The 18008-nt window shown below is 47.3% G+C and carries 19 protein-coding genes; 4 read left to right on the top strand and 15 right to left on the bottom strand.

Features of this window, described 5'->3' with window-relative positions:
- Nucleotides 1-1276: 1276 nt before the first annotated feature.
- From rpsI to OSQ85_RS05720, 9 genes are all read right to left on the bottom strand, one after another.
- The gene (gene rpsI, locus OSQ85_RS05760; protein ID WP_265821895.1) at nucleotides 1277-1666 is read right to left on the bottom strand and encodes a 30S ribosomal protein S9; all 390 of its coding nucleotides are present in this window, start codon (nucleotides 1664-1666) and stop codon (nucleotides 1277-1279) included.
- 10 nt (nucleotides 1667-1676) lie between these two features.
- Complete coding sequence (rplM, locus tag OSQ85_RS05755) at nucleotides 1677-2105, bottom strand: 50S ribosomal protein L13 (RefSeq protein ID WP_265821894.1); 429 nt, start codon at nucleotides 2103-2105, stop codon at nucleotides 1677-1679.
- A gap of 84 nt (nucleotides 2106-2189) precedes the next feature.
- On the bottom strand, nucleotides 2190-2546 hold the full coding sequence (rplS, locus tag OSQ85_RS05750; RefSeq protein WP_265821893.1) for a 50S ribosomal protein L19: 357 nt from the start codon (nucleotides 2544-2546) through the stop codon (nucleotides 2190-2192).
- Nucleotides 2543-3847: a tRNA (guanosine(37)-N1)-methyltransferase TrmD gene (gene trmD / locus OSQ85_RS05745; protein WP_265821892.1), complete on the bottom strand. Its 1305-nt coding sequence runs from the start codon at nucleotides 3845-3847 to the stop codon at nucleotides 2543-2545. Before trmD ends, rplS begins: the two co-directional genes overlap by 4 nt.
- Entirely contained in the window at nucleotides 3834-4346 is a 513-nt protein-coding gene (gene rimM / locus OSQ85_RS05740) for a ribosome maturation factor RimM (RefSeq protein WP_265821891.1), read from the bottom strand. Before rimM ends, trmD begins: the two co-directional genes overlap by 14 nt.
- 174 nt (nucleotides 4347-4520) lie before the next feature.
- Nucleotides 4521-4754 (bottom strand): KH domain-containing protein, encoded by a 234-nt coding sequence (locus OSQ85_RS05735; RefSeq protein WP_128467429.1) that lies wholly within the window; start codon nucleotides 4752-4754, stop codon nucleotides 4521-4523.
- A gap of 28 nt (nucleotides 4755-4782) precedes the next feature.
- Nucleotides 4783-5049, bottom strand: coding sequence for a 30S ribosomal protein S16 (gene rpsP, locus OSQ85_RS05730; RefSeq protein ID WP_265821890.1), 267 nt, complete (start codon nucleotides 5047-5049; stop codon nucleotides 4783-4785).
- An 18-nt stretch (nucleotides 5050-5067) separates the two neighbouring features.
- Nucleotides 5068-6417, bottom strand: coding sequence for a signal recognition particle protein (gene ffh, locus OSQ85_RS05725; RefSeq protein WP_265821889.1), 1350 nt, complete (start codon nucleotides 6415-6417; stop codon nucleotides 5068-5070).
- Nucleotides 6418-6571: 154 nt separating this feature from the next.
- Nucleotides 6572-8239: a SulP family inorganic anion transporter gene (locus OSQ85_RS05720; protein WP_265821888.1), complete on the bottom strand. Its 1668-nt coding sequence runs from the start codon at nucleotides 8237-8239 to the stop codon at nucleotides 6572-6574.
- Nucleotides 8240-8434: 195 nt separating this feature from the next.
- Between OSQ85_RS05720 and OSQ85_RS05715 the strand changes: the two genes are divergently transcribed.
- From OSQ85_RS05715 to OSQ85_RS05705, 3 genes are all read left to right on the top strand, one after another.
- Entirely contained in the window at nucleotides 8435-8776 is a 342-nt protein-coding gene (locus OSQ85_RS05715) for a hypothetical protein (protein ID WP_265821887.1), read from the top strand.
- A 166-nt stretch (nucleotides 8777-8942) separates the two neighbouring features.
- Entirely contained in the window at nucleotides 8943-9281 is a 339-nt protein-coding gene (locus OSQ85_RS05710; protein WP_128467424.1) for a P-II family nitrogen regulator, read from the top strand.
- A 28-nt stretch (nucleotides 9282-9309) separates the two neighbouring features.
- Nucleotides 9310-10638 carry an ammonium transporter gene (locus tag OSQ85_RS05705; RefSeq protein WP_265821886.1) on the top strand — a complete coding sequence of 443 codons (1329 nt, stop codon included), beginning with the start codon at nucleotides 9310-9312 and terminating at the stop codon, nucleotides 10636-10638.
- A 92-nt stretch (nucleotides 10639-10730) separates the two neighbouring features.
- Here OSQ85_RS05705 and OSQ85_RS05700 read toward each other — a convergent pair whose 3' ends face one another.
- The gene (locus OSQ85_RS05700) at nucleotides 10731-11873 is read right to left on the bottom strand and encodes a sensor histidine kinase (RefSeq protein ID WP_265821885.1); all 1143 of its coding nucleotides are present in this window, start codon (nucleotides 11871-11873) and stop codon (nucleotides 10731-10733) included.
- A gap of 227 nt (nucleotides 11874-12100) precedes the next feature.
- On the opposite strand from OSQ85_RS05700, the gene OSQ85_RS05695 reads away from it, so the two are divergent.
- On the top strand, nucleotides 12101-12544 hold the full coding sequence (locus OSQ85_RS05695) for an Hsp20/alpha crystallin family protein (RefSeq protein WP_265821884.1): 444 nt from the start codon (nucleotides 12101-12103) through the stop codon (nucleotides 12542-12544).
- A 141-nt stretch (nucleotides 12545-12685) separates the two neighbouring features.
- Here OSQ85_RS05695 and lon read toward each other — a convergent pair whose 3' ends face one another.
- The 5 genes from lon to OSQ85_RS05670 are packed head-to-tail and all read right to left on the bottom strand — an operon-like array spanning nucleotide 12686 to nucleotide 18007.
- Entirely contained in the window at nucleotides 12686-15103 is a 2418-nt protein-coding gene (gene lon, locus OSQ85_RS05690; protein WP_265821883.1) for an endopeptidase La, read from the bottom strand.
- Between the two features lie 18 nt (nucleotides 15104-15121).
- On the bottom strand, nucleotides 15122-15532 hold the full coding sequence (locus OSQ85_RS05685) for an Hsp20/alpha crystallin family protein (RefSeq protein ID WP_265821882.1): 411 nt from the start codon (nucleotides 15530-15532) through the stop codon (nucleotides 15122-15124).
- Between the two features lie 4 nt (nucleotides 15533-15536).
- The gene (gene galU, locus OSQ85_RS05680; protein WP_265821881.1) at nucleotides 15537-16406 is read right to left on the bottom strand and encodes a UTP--glucose-1-phosphate uridylyltransferase GalU; all 870 of its coding nucleotides are present in this window, start codon (nucleotides 16404-16406) and stop codon (nucleotides 15537-15539) included.
- Nucleotides 16407-16421: 15 nt separating this feature from the next.
- A complete protein-coding gene (amrB, locus tag OSQ85_RS05675) occupies nucleotides 16422-17213 on the bottom strand; it encodes an AmmeMemoRadiSam system protein B (protein ID WP_265821880.1) in 792 nt (263 codons plus the stop codon).
- Nucleotides 17192-18007: a hypothetical protein gene (locus OSQ85_RS05670; protein ID WP_265821879.1), complete on the bottom strand. Its 816-nt coding sequence runs from the start codon at nucleotides 18005-18007 to the stop codon at nucleotides 17192-17194. The genes amrB and OSQ85_RS05670 overlap by 22 nt, the downstream gene beginning before the upstream one ends.
- Nucleotide 18008 lies beyond the last annotated feature (1 nt).

The raw sequence follows: 18008 nt of genomic DNA, 5'->3' as shown, positions 1-18008 counted from the left end.
CGGTAAGATAATAAATGAAAATACGAAGCCGCGGGAGACTGTTCCGCGGCTTTTTTTATGCCCGGATATGGAGAGGAGGCTGTTCCGGCGACTGACGGGCACTTGTATTGTATTGCCGCAAAGGCATTGCAGACAGGCACTTTGAGCGGATAAAATAACCTGAATCTGTTTTTTCGTGGTTAAGATATTTTAAGCTTAATTTTTTTTAATCAGGTTTCAGGTGTCTAAAAAATAACCGATCAGCGGGAAGCCTTTTCCTGAGCAAATCCGCAAAACGAATGAGAGTGATCTGCACAACTATTCCACAAATCTGTGGAGAAAAAAGTGCTTGACACCCTAAACCCTCTTAGAATCAGGTCTTCCGCTATATGCTTGATATAAAAGGATATATTATGTTATATTCTGTAATTGCTGTATACAGGGCATCAGCAGCAGAAATTTTTCCACAAACTTTCAACATCGTTAACCTGTAAATATCATATTAAAAAAATGCAGTTTAATGAAAAAACCTATCATTAGAAAAAGCAATAGTATTCTATAATCCGAATATATGTATTATCGGGACAGAGTTGAAATTATTTTTTCGCCGGTTCTATGATGTCTAAAAATTAAACACTTTAGCTCAAACCCGGATTTGAGAGGGTTTTCACATAGGTCTGACATTAATTTCAATACAGATTCCACAAATCTGTGGAGAAAAAAATGCTTGACAGCGGAAAACCCAAGTCAATATTGAAAATGTTATAAGTTACGGATAACATGTGGAAAAATCCCGTGTTAAGTTATGTTAAGCAGAACTCATTGTTGATTTGAGATTTTTTTATCCACACTCTTTCCACATCCTGATTGTTGAAAACTCGACAAAATTTGTTGCGTATTTTTTGCCTTTAAAATGCGGTAAAAGTCACATTTTTTATAGAACTGTCCGGGGAGCCTTTCCTGTATCTATTGATAAATGTAATCATAAAACCGAGCGTTTTTGTCTGTTGAAAATCGGTGAATAAATAACGGAACGCTTACCTTAACTTAAGACTATTACACCGGGCTTGTTACATAGAATGGAGTGTTTCTTGGAAATTATGCTGTGCGGGCTGCGGGAAGAACTGCATGAAATTAAACGGAAAAATGTTTATAGAGTGATGGCGGCCGGCATGGATTAAGAAGTTTACAGGAAGCTGCGTCAACGGGAAGCTTGTTTACATCTGCTGTTTCCCCTGCGTTATCAACAAAAAAAAGGAGCCGTTTCCGGCTCCTTTGAGTATCTTGCGATAATTGATTAACGTTTGGAGAACTGAGGGCTTTTCCTTGCTTTGGGAAGGCCGGGTTTCTTTCTTTCCACAGCTCTTGCATCCCTTGTGAGGAAGCCTTCTTTTTTGAGGGGAGCTCTGAATTCACCATCGAACTCAGTAAGGGCTCTTGCGAGTCCGTGTCTGATCGCTCCGGCCTGACCGCCTTTGCCGCCGCCTTTTACAGTAACAAGAACATCGAATTTCTTTTCAACATTAAGTTTTGCAAGGGGCTGAAGGCTGATCTGAATCAGTGAATCCCTCTGGAAGTAAGCCGCAGGCTCTTTTCCGTTGATAGTAACAGTGCCATTTCCGGGTTTTATGAAAACTCTTGCAATAGAGGTTTTTCTTCTACCGGTTCCGTAGTTGTATCCAGCCATGAACTGCCTCCTAAAGCTCTAATTTTTCAGGCGTTTGAGCCTCATGGGGGTGAGCTTCGCCGCTGTAAATTTTAAGCTTCTTAAGCATGGCGCTGCCAAGTTTTGTTTTAGGAAGCATACGTTTAACGGCAAGTCTGATAACTTCTTCAGGTTTTTTATCAAGCATTTCTTCGAGTCTTCTTTCTTTAAGACCGCCGATGTAGCCTGAGTGTCTGTAGTATTTTTTGTCGACCATTTTGTTGCCTGTAACAGCGAATTTTTCGGCGTTTACAACAACAACAAAGTCTCCCGTGTCAATAGTGGGAGTGTACTGGGGTTTGTTTTTCCCCATAAGGATCATGGCTATATTGCTTGCGAGTCTGCCGAGAACGAGTCCGTCAGCATTTACAAGGAACCATTTTTTTTCGAGGTCATCAGGTTTTGCCCAATAGCTCTTCATTTTAACATCCTCTTTATTACAGCCGCCTGTGTTTTTAAAAAGACAGGCATTTGCGGAAATTCGTTAATTTTTCCAAGCCTGAGCTTAGAAGCCTTTCCTGCGTTCTTTGATTCTCGCAGCTTTGCCTTTGAGGTTTCTCATGTAGTACAGACGAGCCTGTCTTACTTTACCTGTGCGGGTAACCTCAACGCTTTCGATTCTGGGTGAGTAGAAGGGGAAAATCCTTTCCACGCCGATGTCGCCTACCATCTTTCTGACTGTGAAAGTGGATGAAGCGCCGTTTCTGTGAATTCTTATTACAAGTCCTTCGTAAGGCTGAACACGTTCCTTGTTGCCTTCCACGATTCTGAAGTTTACCTTAACAGTATCGCCGGGGCGGAACGAAGGGAGTTCCTTTTTAATCTGTTCAGCTTCGATTGACGCGATCAGTTTGTTCTTCACAACAGACCTCCTGAGTTCCTGTTCAATCTGTCCAGTATAATTGCCACAGCGCTCCGCACGGAAAGGTGATTAAACTCACCTGTACCGTCAATCGGCTGGAGGATGTTGTCAGCGAGACGAAAAACATCTTCCGTAAAGCCCCAACCCGTTCCGAACATGAGAAGGCATGGTTCATCAAGGGAGGCTTGCGCCAACTGCGGATAGCTTATATTGGCTCTATCGGTGCGCGCGGTAGTGGCTACGATGCGGGGTCGCTGACCCTCCGCGCGTTCGATTTCTTCTAAAACTTCCATAAGGCTTTCTTTCAGGGCTGTGCCCATGAACGCCTGTTTCCGGTTTGCGTTGTAAGTCGCGCCGTAGCCTTCCAGCCAGTGGTCTATGACCCTGGATGCGATTTCACGCTGGGCTGAGAGGGGGGTGACTACAAAGTATTTTCTGACACCGTAGGTGGTGCAGCTTCTGGAGATGTCATGCAGATCCATATTTGTTATGGAAGTGGCAACGACATCCTTCTCCTTATCTTTCATCGGATAATGAAGAAGAGCTACATATAACCTTCTGGATTTTATTTTGTCAAGTGTTAGTTTGCGTAAAAATGCTCTGTCATGATCATTCAGCGGGGCTTTGCGCAGAAGTTCCGGTCTTCTGTCAAAGGTGAGCTTAAGCGACTGCTCCCTTCTCCAGCGGTCTATCTCTGCGTGGTTGCCGTTCATTAAAACTTCCGGCACGCTAAGTCCTTCGTATTCTGCGGGTCTTGTATAGTGCGGATATTCCAGCAGCCCTGTGGAGTAGGAGTCCTCAACAGGTGAGTTCTCATCCCCAAGCACACCGGGGATAAGTCTTGCCACAGCATCAATTATTGTGATGGCGGCAAGTTCGCCTCCGGTGAGAATGAAGTCACCCAGAGAGAGTGATTCATCCGCAACAAGATCATATATCCTTTCATCCACACCTTCGTATCTGCCGCAGATGAATGTTAGGCTATCATATTCAAGGAGCCTTTCGGCCTCTTTCTGATCGAAGGTTCTGCCTCTGGGATCAAGCATTATAACCCGTGTGGAAGGGTCTTTCGCCTTAACCGCCCTGACAGACTCCACAACAGGCTCAGCCTTCATAACAAGGCCGTGACCGCCTCCGTACTGACAGTCGTCAGTGGAGCGGTGCTTATCGTATGCGCATTCTCTTATGTCAACGGGGTTTATTTCAAGAATCCCTTTGTCCGCCGCCTTGGAGACAACTCCGAAAGCGAGGGCGGATTCAAACATTTTCGGGAAGATTGTGAGGATGTTATATCTCTTCACTTACAAGTCCTGCTCTGTCGACGGTGATCCGTCTGTTTGCCGTGTCTATCTTAAGCACGTGATGTTCGTTGTTGGAGATCATCCAGCTTTTCTCACCTTCGGTGATAATGAAAACATCATTGCTGCCTGTTTCAAGATAATCTGTGAGTCTGCCTATGTAGTTTCCGTTTTCGTCAACCACTTCGGCGTTTTCGATTTTATGCCAGTAGATGCTGCCCTCGTCCTCCTCAGGCAGAACATCCTCAGGAATTACGACCTCCAGCCCTTTGAGAGCATTAGCCTTTTCCTTTGTATCGATATTTTTGAGCTGCACGAGTATGGCGTTGCCGTGCTCCTGCAGATATTCTATTTCGTATGAGCCTTTTATGGCTCCGTTTTTTGCGGTCATAAGATATTCCATATCCGCGTAAACCTGCGGGTTGTCTGTGTTGGGCGCTATCTTAACTGTTCCGTCCAGTCCATGCGAACCGGTTATAAACCCGACTCTTACAAAATTCATTATTAACCTTGGAAATATAAAAGACTTTAGTTTCTCAAAAGAGGAAGCCGCTTAACTTAAGGAAAAAAATTCAGCCGGAGGTTTCTCCGGCTGAATTACCGGTATTGTTCAAATGCTGTAATCTCTTTTTTCCGTATGTCCCGCCGACAGTCCGGATGAAAGAGAAATTCGGTGTTAATCTTCGAGGATTTCAAGAACCACTTTTTTGCCCGCCTTAACACCGGAGGCGTTAAGGATTGTTCTTATGGCTTTTGCGGTTCTGCCCTGCTTTCCGATTACCTTGCCGAGGTCGCCGTTATCCACGCGAAGTTCAATGATAGAAGCTTTTTCCCCTTCAACTTCTTCGATTCTGACGGCGTCCGGTTTGTCCACGAGCGATTTGACGATGAATTCTACGAGTTCCTTCACGGCTTCACCTCTTCTGATATAAATTTACTCAGGCACCGGTTTCGTGGAATTTTTTTATAATGCCTTCTTTTGAAAGAAGATTTTTAGCTGTGTCAGTGGGCACTGCGCCGACTTTAAGCCATTTTATGGCTTTTTCTTCATCAATTTTCACTTCTGCGGGTTCTGTGATAGGGTTGTAGTACCCAAGAATTTCGATGAAGTTTCCGTCTCTTCTTTCTCTGCTGTCTGCCACTACTATTCTGTAGAAAGGTCTTTTTTTGCGACCCATTCTCATGAGTCTGATCTTTGTTGCCACTAGATGTACCTCCGTGATTTACATATTTTTAAAAATATCTTTCATATTCATTTTGCTCAGGTCTTTGCCGGAGCCTAATTTTTGCTTCATGCGCTTCATCATTTTATTCATCTGCTCAAGCTGAGTGCAGAGTTTGTTGATTTCGTTGACAGATGAACCGCTTCCCCTTGCAATACGCTTTTTCCTGCTGGAGTTGAGGATTTTTGCATTTTTGCGTTCCAGTGGTGTCATAGACTGGATGATGGCTTCGATACGCTTAATCTGTTTTTCGTCCACATTCATCGGACCCGCAGCCGAGAGTCCGGGTATGAGCCGCATAATGCTTTCGAGGGAGCCCATACGTTTTATCATCTTAAACTGCTTCAGCATATCTTCAAAATCCATACCTTTCTTCTGGATCTTGTTTGCGAGATCATCCGCCTCATCAGGGTCTATGGCGTCCTGAGCTCTTTCAACAAGGGAGATAACATCGCCCATGCCGAGTATTCTGGATGCCATTCTGTCCGGATAGAACTGTTCAAAGTCTTCCAGCTTTTCGCCTATGGCTATGAATTTAAGGGGCTTGCCCGTAACTTCCTTGATAGAGAGTGCAGCGCCGCCTCTTGCGTCACCGTCCATTTTGGTAAGGATTATGCCTGTCGCATCAAGTTTGTCGTTGAATGTCTTGGCAACTGTCACAGCGTCCTGACCGGTCATGGCATCAGCGACGAAAAGGATTTCGTCCGGATTAACTGCGTCTTTTGTTCTCACAAGCTCGTCCATGAGTGTTTCATCAATATGAAGACGGCCTGCGGTGTCTATGATCATAAGATCTTTTGCTGTCTTTTTTGCGTATACTAGGGCGTCCGAAGCTATCTTCACCACGTCCTTAGTGCTTCTGTCAGTATAAACATCAGCCTTGATCTGCCTGCCCAGAACTTCAAGCTGGTCTATGGCTGCGGGTCTGTAAACATCCGCCGCAACAAGAAGAACCGACTTGCCGCTTTTCATAAAGAAACGTGCCAGCTTGCCGGAGGTTGTTGTTTTACCCGCACCCTGCAAACCTGCCATCATTATTATTGTGGGCGGTTTAGAGTTAAGGTTTATTTTAGCGGCAGGGTCATCGCCGCCCAGAACATTAACCAGCTCGTCGTGGACTATCTTTATGAAAACCTGATCGGGGGTGAGGCTTTTCAGAACCTTTTCACCGAGGGCTTTTTCGCGGACATTTTCTATGAATCTCTTAACAACCTTGAAGTTAACATCAGCTTCCAGAAGAGCGATACGCACCTGCTTCAGAGCTTCCTGTATGTTCTCCTCAGATATACGGATCTGCTTGCGCATACCCTTGAATACCGCGTTGAGTTTTTCATTCAAAGTGTTGAACATTGTCCGTTTTTACCTTCCTGATGCTTAAGGGCGTAAAAATACGCACCTTCCCCGTGTGTATGCGGGAACTAAAATTTATATGTGAAAGGGGCGTGTCTGTCAACCGCTTTTTATGCCGCCCTTCTCAGAGCGGCATTTGCGGTTAAGGGCGGGTTTACTCTTTATTTATGATCGCCTCAGCCCTGATGAGCGCCTTGGAGATATGGTCTGTGACATTCTCCTCGCCTATTTCATTCAGAAAGCCGAACTTTCTCAGAGCCTTGTGAGGCTGCTCCTGAACACCGGAAAGCACGAGGGGCACATTGTGATTCATACACTTGTGATGAAACTCCTCAAGGGCATGTATTCCTGTGGCATCAATTGCCGGAACCTTGCGCATCCTCAATATAAATACCTTGGGCGATTTCTGGAGATATGTGAGCATCCCCGCCAGCCTGTCTGCCACACCGAAAAAGAAGGGGCCGTCTATTTCGTATATCTCAACACCTTTGGGAACATTGTAGAGAGATATTCTGTCCGGATCGTTTTTATTCTCTGCCGCATCTTCTCCGGTGAGATAGTCAACATGGGTTACGTCGCTCATGCGCTTCATAAAAAGGAGAGCAGCCAGAACAACGCCGACCTGCACGGCAACGGTGAGATCCACCAGAACAGTGAGAAGAAATGTCAGCACAAGCACGCCGCTGTCGCTTTTCGGCGCGTTGAGCAGCCTGCGGAAGCTCTTAAGCTCGCTCATATCCCACGCCACAACAAAGAGAACGCCGGAGAGAGCGGCAAGGGGGATTCTTTCCGCAACGCCGGAGAGGAACAGGATAAAAATAAGCACTGTAAGAGCGTGGATTAAACCGGAAACAGGAGTTCTCGCCCCTGTTTTAATGTTTGTGGCAGTTCTGGCTATTGCGCCTGTGGCGGGCATTCCGCCGAAGAATGCGGACATTATGTTCGCGGTTCCCTGCGCCACAAGCTCAGTGTTTGACCTGTGTCTGCTCCCTGTCATACCGTCTGCAACCACTGCGGAAAGGAGTGACTCAATCCCTGCCAGAAGAGCTATGGTTATGGCATCGGGGAACACAGCACGGACTTTTTCAAGGCTCCATGCGGGCAGCTGCGGCATAGGGAAGCCGGAGGGGAGTGTGCCGAAGCGGTCGCCTACGGTTTCGGCGGGAATGCCGAATATCCATGCTGCGGCGGTGAGTGTGAAAATTGCAGCCACATGGGCGGGAATTTTCGGCGCAAACCTGCGGACAGAAACAATGATTGCCACTGTCGCAATGCCCACTGCCGTTGCCGCTGGGCTGAATGTGTTGAAATTGATGAAGTATTCCATCCATTTTTCATGGAACTCAGGCGGCAGTTTTTCAATGGAGAGTCCGAAGAAGTCCTTGACCTGAGTGGAGAAAATCACCAGCGCTATGCCAGCGGTGAAGCCTGTTGTGACCGGGTAAGGGATAAACTTGATGTATGACCCCACCCTGATAAGCCCCAATATAATAAGGAGTACTCCCGCTATTATAGTGGCGAGTATCAGCCCGTCGTAGCCGTGCTTCTCTATCACGGCATAAATAATAATGACAAACGCTCCGGTGGGGCCGCCTATCTGATAGCGGCTGCCGCCCAGAAGCGAGATGAAAAAACCTGCGATAACTGCGGTAAAAAGCCCTTTATCGGGCGTGGTTCCGCTGGCGATTGCAAACGCCATGGCAAGGGGGATCGCAACGATGCCTACAGTGAGACCGGAGAAGAAATCCCGTCTCAGTGTCTCTGCGCCGTAACCTTTCTTAAGTTCGGTGAGCAGACTGGGTTTGAGTGATGTACTGTCCATACCTGCACCTTAAGTTGTATTATAAGTTGAGAAGCATACTCCTCATTATCCGAAACTGCAATATTTCTTAAAGAGTATAATCTCAAAACACCCCTTGAAAAAGACAACTTGAGTATTATTTTTATACCCATGAGAAAGTTTATATTTTTACCGATATTCTTAATGCTTCTGTCGTGCGCTCCCAGAGAGCCTGAAATGATAAGTAAGGGAGCGGTTTATGATATTCCCGGCTTCGCTCTGAAGCTTGAGGAAGAGGTTCTCAGTGTGCGGAACACTTATTTCGAGAAGGTTTCCCGCCTTCAGGTAAGTGCTGAATATATAAAGGATGATGCCGTCATCGGCTCTTTTGCCAGTGTGGGTCTTGCGCTGGAACCCGGAGATGAGAGAGCATATAAGCTTGTGATCCCTCAGGGCACGGAAAAAGTAAAGGTAACCTACAGGGAATACCCCTATTCAGAAAGCGATACGGCGATGTTCATAGCCAACACAGGCAAGCTTGGCAAAACAGGCGCAGTTTATTTTATGCTTAACGAATAATCAATTTTTTCAGTTCTGTTTTTAGTCAGTGAGTGGTTATTTTTTAATCACTCTTTTTGCGTCATTATTTTTCAATAATCAGTAAACCATTCCTGCTAATCGTAAAACCATTCTTGGCACATCTGTTGCTTCCTTAAAAACATCACCGGAATAAGGAGGAGTTTTTATGAAGCTGATAAAAGCGATCATCAAGCCTCACATGCTTGAAGAAGTTAAGGAAGCTCTCGCTGAGCTTGGAATCACGGGTATGACCGTATACGAAGTTAAAGGCTACGGCAGACAGAAAGGGCACAACGAACTTTACAGAGGCGCGGAATACCGCATAGATTTCGTTCCCAAAATCATGATGGAAGTAGTGGTTTCCTCCGACATCGCGGCGAAGGTCGTAAAAACCATAAACGATTCAGCTAAAACAGGCAAAATCGGTGACGGCAAAATATTCGTAATCCCTGTTGAGGAATCCGTGAGGATCAGAACAGGCGAAACAGGAATAGAGTCGCTTTAATCCGGCTATACAGGTGCAAGGAGGATATATGAAAAAAATTATTATAATGCTCGGACTTATGCTTATGGCAGCGTCCGGCTTCGCAGATGACGAACCCCTGACTCTTGAAGGGGTTCAGGCTTCCGTTGATGCCGTTCAGGCAAATGCGGACTGGCTCTGGACACTTATTGCAGCATTCATGGTCTTTTTTATGCAGCTTGGTTTCGCAATGGTCGAGACAGGCTTCACCAGAGCAAAAAACGCCGTTAACATAATAATGAAAAACCTTATGGACTTCTCGATGGGCGCGATCGGATACTGGGCTGTAGGTTTCGGTCTTATGTTCGGCGCTACCACGACAGGCTTTTTCGGTACGGAAGGTTTCTTTCTTTCAAACTGGGATATGCAGGACAACTGGACACTGGCTTTCTGGATCTTCCAGACAGTTTTCTGCGCCACAGCGGCTACAATAGTTTCAGGAGCTATGGCAGAGAGAACTAACCTTAAGGCTTATCTTCTTTTCAGCCTTGTTATGACAACGATTATCTACCCCATAGCAGGAAGCTGGTACTGGGGTTCACTTTTCCACGGCGAAGGCTGGATAGAGGCTTTCGGCTTTATAGATTTCGCAGGCTCCACGGTTGTTCACTCAGTGGGCGGCTGGGCAGCGCTTGCGGGTGCTATAGTTGTGGGACCCAGAATCGGTAAATATGCCAAAGACGGTTCCGTCAGAGCCATCCCCGGACACAACATACCCCTTGCAACAATAGGCGTTTTCATACTCTGGTTTGGCTGGTACGGATTCAACGTCGGTTCTGAAACTGCTGCAGACACAGCTCTGCCTCTCATCGCGGTCAACACCACACTTGCTCCGGCGGCAGGCGTTCTTGTGGCTCTTTTCACAACTGTAATCCTTTACAAAAAGTTTGATGCGGGCATGTCTCTCAACGGTGCTCTTGCTGGTCTTGTCGGTATTACGGCAGGCTGCGCAAACGTCACACCGGCTTTTGCGGTGCTCATCGGCGCTATCGCGGGTTTTCTGGTTGTGTTCAGCGTAATATTCTTCGACAAAATCAGAGTTGACGACCCGGTGGGTGCAATTTCCGTTCACGGCGTATGCGGTGTATGGGGAACCCTCGCTGCCGGTCTCTTTAACTATGACTTCGAAGCAGGCGGACTCAGCCCCGTTATACTGCCTCAGATCATCGGTATAGTTGCGGCATTCGTATGGGCATTCGGCGTATCCTTCATCGCTTTCAAAATCATCAATATCTTCATCAAAATCAGAGTTTCCGAAACAGAAGAGCTTGAGGGTCTTGATAAGCACGAACACGGTGTGGATGCTTACCCCGAATATGCCAAATCACTTATAAAATAGTAGGAATCAAATAGAATAGTCTGCCTGAGGGCAGACTACCTGACCGTTACATTGCCCTCTTTCCGCCACGGGAAGAGGGCTTTTTTTGTTTTCTAAACAAAGGGGAGTATTATTGTGAACGAAGCGCCGGAGGCTGAACTGCCGACACTCAGCCTGCCGTGCATTTTGTTTTCGATTATGGTTTTTGAAAGGTAGAGGCCTATGCCTGTTCCGTTATCATTTTTTGTGGTGAAATAGGGTTTGAAGAGTTTTTTCATCGCATCAGGGCTTATCCCCATGCCGTTGTCCTTTACGCTAAGGGTGCAGTTTTTATCTGTGCATGAAATGTTTATTTCGATTATTCCCTGTCCGGTTCTGAATCTCTCATCCTCTTCCCGTCTGTGGATTATAGCATCCTTGGCGTTCACCACGAGGTTGAGGATAACCTGCTTAAACTCGTTTCTGTAGCCCAGTATCTCCCCGCAGTTTTCTCCCGCACTGAGCCTGACATCTATATTGCAGGCTTTGAGCTGAGGATTGATCAGAGAAACTATCTCTTCAACAGCGGGCATCACACTGAACCTGCTGGGTGTCTTCTGCGGGATGAAGAAACGTCTGAAATCATCCACTGTCGTGCTCATAAACAGAATCTGTGAGTTGATTGAGTCTATGTGTTCCTCAACGGCTGCCGAATCGAGGTCTCCGTGGTCAAAGTCATCGCCTATGGTCTGGGCTATGATGGCAAGGTTGTTCAGCGGCTGCTTCCACTGGTGGGCTATAACACCCAGCATTTCACCCATTGCAGCCATTTTTGACTGCTGTATAAGAAGCTTTTCCTGCTTTTTCTGTTTCTTTTTCAGCTCTTTTGTTTTGGTGACATCCTCAAAGAACAGAAAGAATATCCCGGTGCTGTTCTCCGGCGCTGAAATGCGTACTTTTAGGTGCAGCTTTCTGCCCTCAGTGTCAAAGGCTTTCAGCTTTGCTTTGCCTTTTTCAGGTTCTTTGAGGAGTGCCTTGAGGACAGCAGCGCTTTTCCGTGAGAGGAAACTGCTGATATTGTCGAATGAAAGCGGATCTGCTTCCTGAGCGAAGATTTCGCGGAAGCTGCGGCTTGCACGGAGGATGTGCCCCTTTTTATCCAGAATACAGAACGCAGGGCTGAAGAGACGGAAATATTCATCCGCCAAAGCCGCCGTAAAAGTGTCAGTCATATTTTCTGAATATCTGGAACCGGTTGCGTCCGTGTTGCTTTTCAATTAATGCTCCGCTTGGTATCGGATAGTTAGATACATGCTAACTTATTATTTGTAAATATCATATATTCAGTTTAGCAATATAGCGCAAAGTGCAAAATTAGCCAGAATATAATTATTTGTTTCGAAAAAAAGTCAGATATGACTTATTGATATAAAATAACTTGACACGATAGGGCTAAGATATATTTTGTATATTGTTAAAACACATTACCTATGGAGGTGGAAAAATGCTTAAAAAACGCGATGAACTTTTCTTTTCTCCCTTCAGAAGCCTTCTGGATCTCAACAGGGAGATGGGCAGATTTATGGACAGGTTCGGTGACGGTGAATCTATGCCCGGCGGGTTCAGACCTGATGTTGACATTATTGAAAAAAACGGACAGTTGGTTGTGACCGCAGACCTTCCCGGAATGGAGGAGAAGGATATTGAAGTCACCATTAATGATGGTATTCTTGCCGTCAGGGGTGAGAGGACAGAGGAAAAAGAGGAAACCGAAAAAGGATTCCACAGACGTGAAAGAGTTTTCGGCAGATTTGTCAGACAGTTTGCCCTGCCCAAGGGTACGGACGCTGAAAATGTCAAAGCCGTGTTTAAAAACGGCGTACTCGAAGTCAGGATTCCTCTGAAATCAGTAATCGAAGAAAAGAAAATACAGATCGAATCTAAGTAAACCAAATAAGCCCCCGTTTCCGGGGGCTTTCTGATGTCTGCTCAAATGCTTAAAAACCGGAGACTGCCGCGCAGCTTTGCTCCTTGCAGTAACGACCGCTGTCATTGCGAACGAAGTGAAGCAGTCTCTCCCATACTTATTTTATGCCTGTTTTTCCGCAGGCTTTCTTTTAGCTCTCGGTTTTTTCTCCGCAGGAGCCGCAGTTTCCTCAGCGGGTTTAGGCGGAGCGGGAAGCAGGGCAAGTTCCGCCACCTCCTCGAACTTCTCCACCGGGACTATCTCAAGGGAGCTTTTCACATATTTAGGCATGGTGGTAATATCCTTCTCGTTCTTTTTGGGGATAATTACCTTGGTGATACCGTGCCTTTTGGCGGCGAGAAGTTTTTCCTTAAGTCCGCCTATTGGCAGCACCTTGCCGGTGATCGTTATCTCACCGGTCATAGCGACCGATTTGTTTACAGGTCTGCCTGTCAGCGCAGAGAGGAGGGCTGTTCCCATTGTAATCCCCGCGGAGGGGCCGTCCTTGGGGATGGCTCCGGCAGGGACATGCACATGGATGTCAAACTTGTTGAAATCCTCCGGGTCAATACCGTATCCGGCGGCGATTGTGCGTACATAAGTATACGCCGCACGTGAGGATTCCTTCATAACATCGCCAAGCTGCCCTGTCACAAGCAGGTTCCCCTTGCCCTGATATTTTGTGCACTCTATGAAGAGGACATCACCGCCTACGGGTGTCCATGCGAGGCCTGTCGCCGTGCCGACTTCGTTGTCCTTAAGCTCATCTTCACCGAGGTATTTCACAGTGCCGAGGAATTTTTCGGCAAGTTTCGGTGTAATCTGGAAGCTGCTGCCGTTTCCTTCCACAATTTTGCGGCCAACCTTGCGGCAAACCGTTCCTATGCTGCGTTCAAGATTCCTCAGGCCGGATTCGCGGGTGTAGCTTTTTATTATGTGCATCACAGCCGCTTTTGAGAACTTTATCTGCTCCGGAGTGAGGCCGTTCTCTTTTATCTGTCTGGGGATGAGGTATTTTTCTGTTATTTTCAGCTTTTCTTCCTCTGTGTAGCCGGGAAGCTGGATTATCTCCATCCTGTCACGCAGGGCGTGGGGAATCGGGTCAAGGTAGTTCGCAGTGGTGATGAACAGCACCTTGGAGAGATCAAAAGGCACTCCGAGGAAATGATCCACAAAGTTGACATTCTGCACCGGGTCAAGGACTTCAAGGAGGGCTGATGCCGGATCCCCTCTGAAATCGCTGCCGAGCTTGTCTATCTCGTCCAGCATGATAAGCGGGTTGTTGGTTCCTGCGGTTTTCATACTCTGTATTATCTTTCCGGGCAGAGCGCCGATGTATGTTCTTCTGTGGCCTCTGATCTCCGCTTCGTCTCTCATCCCGCCGAGACTCATGCGGACATATTCCCTGCCCATAGCGCTGGCGATTGATTTTCCGAGAGATGTTTTACCAACCCCCGGAGGGCCCACAAAGCAGAGTATGGGGCTTTTCATATCTTTTTTCAGCTTGCGCAGAGCGAGGAAGTCCAGAATACGCTCCTTCACCTCTTCAAGTCCGAAATGGTCGTCATTGAGTATCTTTTTGGCGGTTTTGAGATCCAGCTTCTCTTTGCTTGCCTTGCTCCAGGGAAGCTCCACAAGCCAGTCAAGGAAGGTTCTCGCCACTGTCGATTCTGCCGAATCAGGGTGCATACGGGCGAGACGCTTAAGCTGCTTGTCTGCTTCCTCTGCTATTTCCTTCGGCATTTTGGCTTTTTTGATCTTCTTTTCGTATTCTTCTATCTCGATCTGAAAATCGTCCTCTTCGCCGAGCTCTTTCTTGATCGCCTTAAGCTGTTCGCGGAGGAAATATTCCTTCTGGCTTTTGTCTATCTCGCCGCGCGCCTCGTTCATTATCTTCTGCTGAACCTCAAGGATAGAGATCTCGCGGGTAAGGAACTCGCTGACTTTTTTCAGGCGCTCTATGGTGTCGTCCTCTTCCAGAACCTCCTGCGCCTCTTCCATTTTGAGGCCGAGGTTGGAGACTATGATGTCGGCGAGCTTGCCTGCATCGTCTATTGTCTCTATAACGGCGAGGAGATCGGGCAGCATGGGCTTTCCGAGGCTTACCGCGTTATGAAGCTGTTCCTTAACGTGCCTGATGAGCGCTTCCGATGCGAGGTTGTCTTCCCCCGGTTCCTCATTGAATGTGCTCACCTTCACCTTGGCGAAGGGCTTCATCTGTATGTATTCTTCTATTGTCGCTCTTTTAACGCCCTGAACAAGAATCTTTATGCGCTCATCAGGCAGTTTCAGCATTCTGAGTATAACCGCCACTGTGCCTATGCGGTTTATCTCGTCCTCTGCCGGTTCCTCCTGCGAGGCATCCTTCTGGCAGGCGAGGAATATAAGCCTGTCTGCGCTGAGCGCGTCATTCACTGCCGCAATGCTGCTTTCCCTGCCCACAAACAGCGGCAGAACCATATAGGGGAAAACAACTATGTCCCTTACAGGCAGCAAGGGCAATTGTTCCGGTATTTTCACATCCGATTCAAACTGTTCCACTTTACCCTCTCCTGTATCTTAATTTTCTGTTTTTCTCAGCGTAACTGTAAGAACACCGTTCTTCAGTACAGCCTGTGTGTTGTCTTTATCCACGGGGAACGGAAGCTGCATTATCCTTTTAAAAGGTGCGAACTCTCTCTCCGCGCGGATGAAAAAAATCTGTTTGTCCGTACAGTATCGTTTTCTTATTCCTTCTATTATAAGAAGATTTTCGTAAAGATATACAGTAAAGTCATTAGATGTCAAACCGGGTAATTCCGCGGTAATAATAACGTCATCCCCTCTGATCATGGTGTCCAGAGGCGGTGTTCCGGTTTCCGTTATGGGGCTTTTGGTACGCTCCATAAGCTTAAGAAGCTCCTCCACCTCCTTTTTCATAAGGCCGTGGATGAATCGTATCTTTGATATAGAGTCGTTTTCACTGCTCATTGTTTCACCTTGTTCTGCAAAGAACCGACATTAAATCCATCATGGCATCTCTGGTGTCATCCCTTGAAAGGGCGAAATGGACTGTGGCCTCTATCAGGCCGTGCTTATTGCCGCAGTCAAACCTCTGCCCTTCGAAGCGGTAGCCGTAGACACCGCTTTTTTCCGCAACCGCATGTATGGCATCCGTAAGCTGGATCTCGTTCCCCGCACCTGCTGCGGTGGTTTCCAGCTCATCCATTATTTCCGGAGTCAGTATGTATCTGCCTATAATGGCAAGGTCGCTCGGCGGGTTGGTCTTTGGTTTTTCAACCATATAGCCGAGTTTGTACAGTCTTTCATCTATCTGCTTTTCAACTTTGACTATTCCGTATTTGTGGGTATCGGTGAGGGGAACCTGCATTATGGAGATCACGGGCGCCTTCACCTTGTCAAATTCCTTTGTCATTTCGCCTATGACCGATTTTTCTGAGAGGATAATGTCGTCCGGCAGTATCACTGCGAAAGGGTCACGCCCCACAATATCCTTCGCGCACAGCACAGCATGCCCCAGACCTCTGGGCTCCTTCTGGCGGATATACACTACATCGCACATATCAGAGATCTTGCGCACTTCCCTGAGCAGTTCTTCCTTGCCCGCCTCAGCCAGTGCCGCCTCAAGGTTCGGATCACGGTCAAAGTGGTCTTCCATGGATTTTTTTGTGCGTCCTGTGACAAAGATAATGCGTTCAATACCGCCGTTCAGCGCTTCTTCCACCCCGTACTGGATAAGGGGTTTATCGATCAGCGTCACCATCTCCTTGGGGATCGCCTTTGTTGCCGGCAGGAGCCTTGTTCCGAAACCTGCCACGGGGAAAACAGCGCTTTTGACTTTCATTGCATCATCCTTGATTTATTTATGAAAAATAACACCGGCATAGCCGACAACCCTGTCATAGTCGCCGCTTACGTAACCGCTGTGGGTGTGCTCGGTGAGCTCAGTTTTTGTGCAGCCTTTCAGTTTGCAGTAACAGATGGCGGCAGCGGCGGGAACAGCCCCGCACATAGAAATATTCATCCCGGACACAGTTCTTGCAAGCGCTTTTTCATCAAGCGCGAGAACAGCTTGAAGAGCGGCAGCATCCTTCCTCTCCGTAACGGACGCATTCTCAAAATGGTTCATGTCAGAGCTTACGGCAACAAGTGTTTCATCATCGCAGACGGAAGCCAGAAGTTCCCCAAGCGCAGCGCATGTCTCCATACTCAGCCCCATTACTGTAACGGGGGTTATCCGCACATCAGGGTTTAAGTATTTCAGTATGGGGACAATAACTTCCAGAGAATGCTCATTGATATGCGCAGCTGTGTCTGCGGTACAGAGCTTGGAGGATGTTAGTTTGGAGGCTGTTGCGGCATCAATCAGCACATCGCCGAAGGGGGTTTCCCAGCTTCCATCCGGATAAACGGAGATGCGCGCGCCCATGCCTGTGTGGTTGGGGCCGATTAATATTACCTTGTCCGGGATTTTTACCATTGACGCAGTTTTGACCGCCGTTCTGCCGGAATACACCCAGCCCGCATGGGGGAGCATAACCGCCAGAGCTTCAGCGGGAGGCGCATCTGTCAGGTTTTCTGAGATGAACCTTTCTGCTTCCTCTGAGGATGACGGGTAAAAAAGTCCTGCTACCGCAGCTTTTCTGAACATAACAGCCTGCCTGCCTTTTCATACCATAAATCCGGCAGCTTGAGGGAAAGGCTGAAATAGCTGAAATCGTTCAGCAGAATTATGCGCTTATCTATCACCTTGTACGCCCATGGCTGCCTGTTTCTTGATATTACCAGTTCTTTAACTCTCTTGAAAGAGAACTGTTTCAGCATGGGGAATGTTTCCGCCAGTGCGTTGATATGCTCGGTGTTTTTTCTGCCCACTGTTATAAGCCTGTTTCCGTGGGCACAGACCTCTATCCTGTCATTTTTGGTGAAGACCACAAAAAAATCATTCCCGAAGGCTTCACGGAGGCTGAAATCAGTATCGTACATCTGCATTTTTTCAGTTCCGCTCAGTGATTCCATGTAGCCGGTCACAATGAACGAGTTAGGGTATTCGTTCAGGAGAGTCTGGTGGGTGACGGATTCATCCTGAGTGCTTTTTATATCGTGGGAATAAACTCCCTGAGTTTTCATCAGGCAGAGGTCGGTTATATTACCCTGGCCGAAGCTTTCGCCCAGTGCGGCAAGTTCGCTGCGGATTTTTCTTCCGTAGAGGAAGTTGAAGATGTTTTTCTTCATTTTCATGCAGAAATCCGCAGGCACTTCCTTCGGGTTCGGGCTTTTTCTTGCTGTGGAGTATGTTCCGCCGTGGAAAAAATGGATATTGGCGGAGGTTATGGGCGGAAACTGGTTGTTGGAGGCGATCCGCACGCTTCTTCCGGAGAACTTCACATAGTCCGCAACTTTCAGCAGGTTAGGGGTGGGGTTGAGGAAAATGAACTCGGCCATC

Source organism: Geovibrio ferrireducens, from assembly GCF_026226615.1.
Classification (GTDB): domain Bacteria; phylum Chrysiogenota; class Deferribacteres; order Deferribacterales; family Geovibrionaceae; genus Geovibrio; species Geovibrio ferrireducens.
Note: the sequence above shows the minus strand (reverse complement) of the source record. Positions and strands in the feature narration are given on the sequence as shown.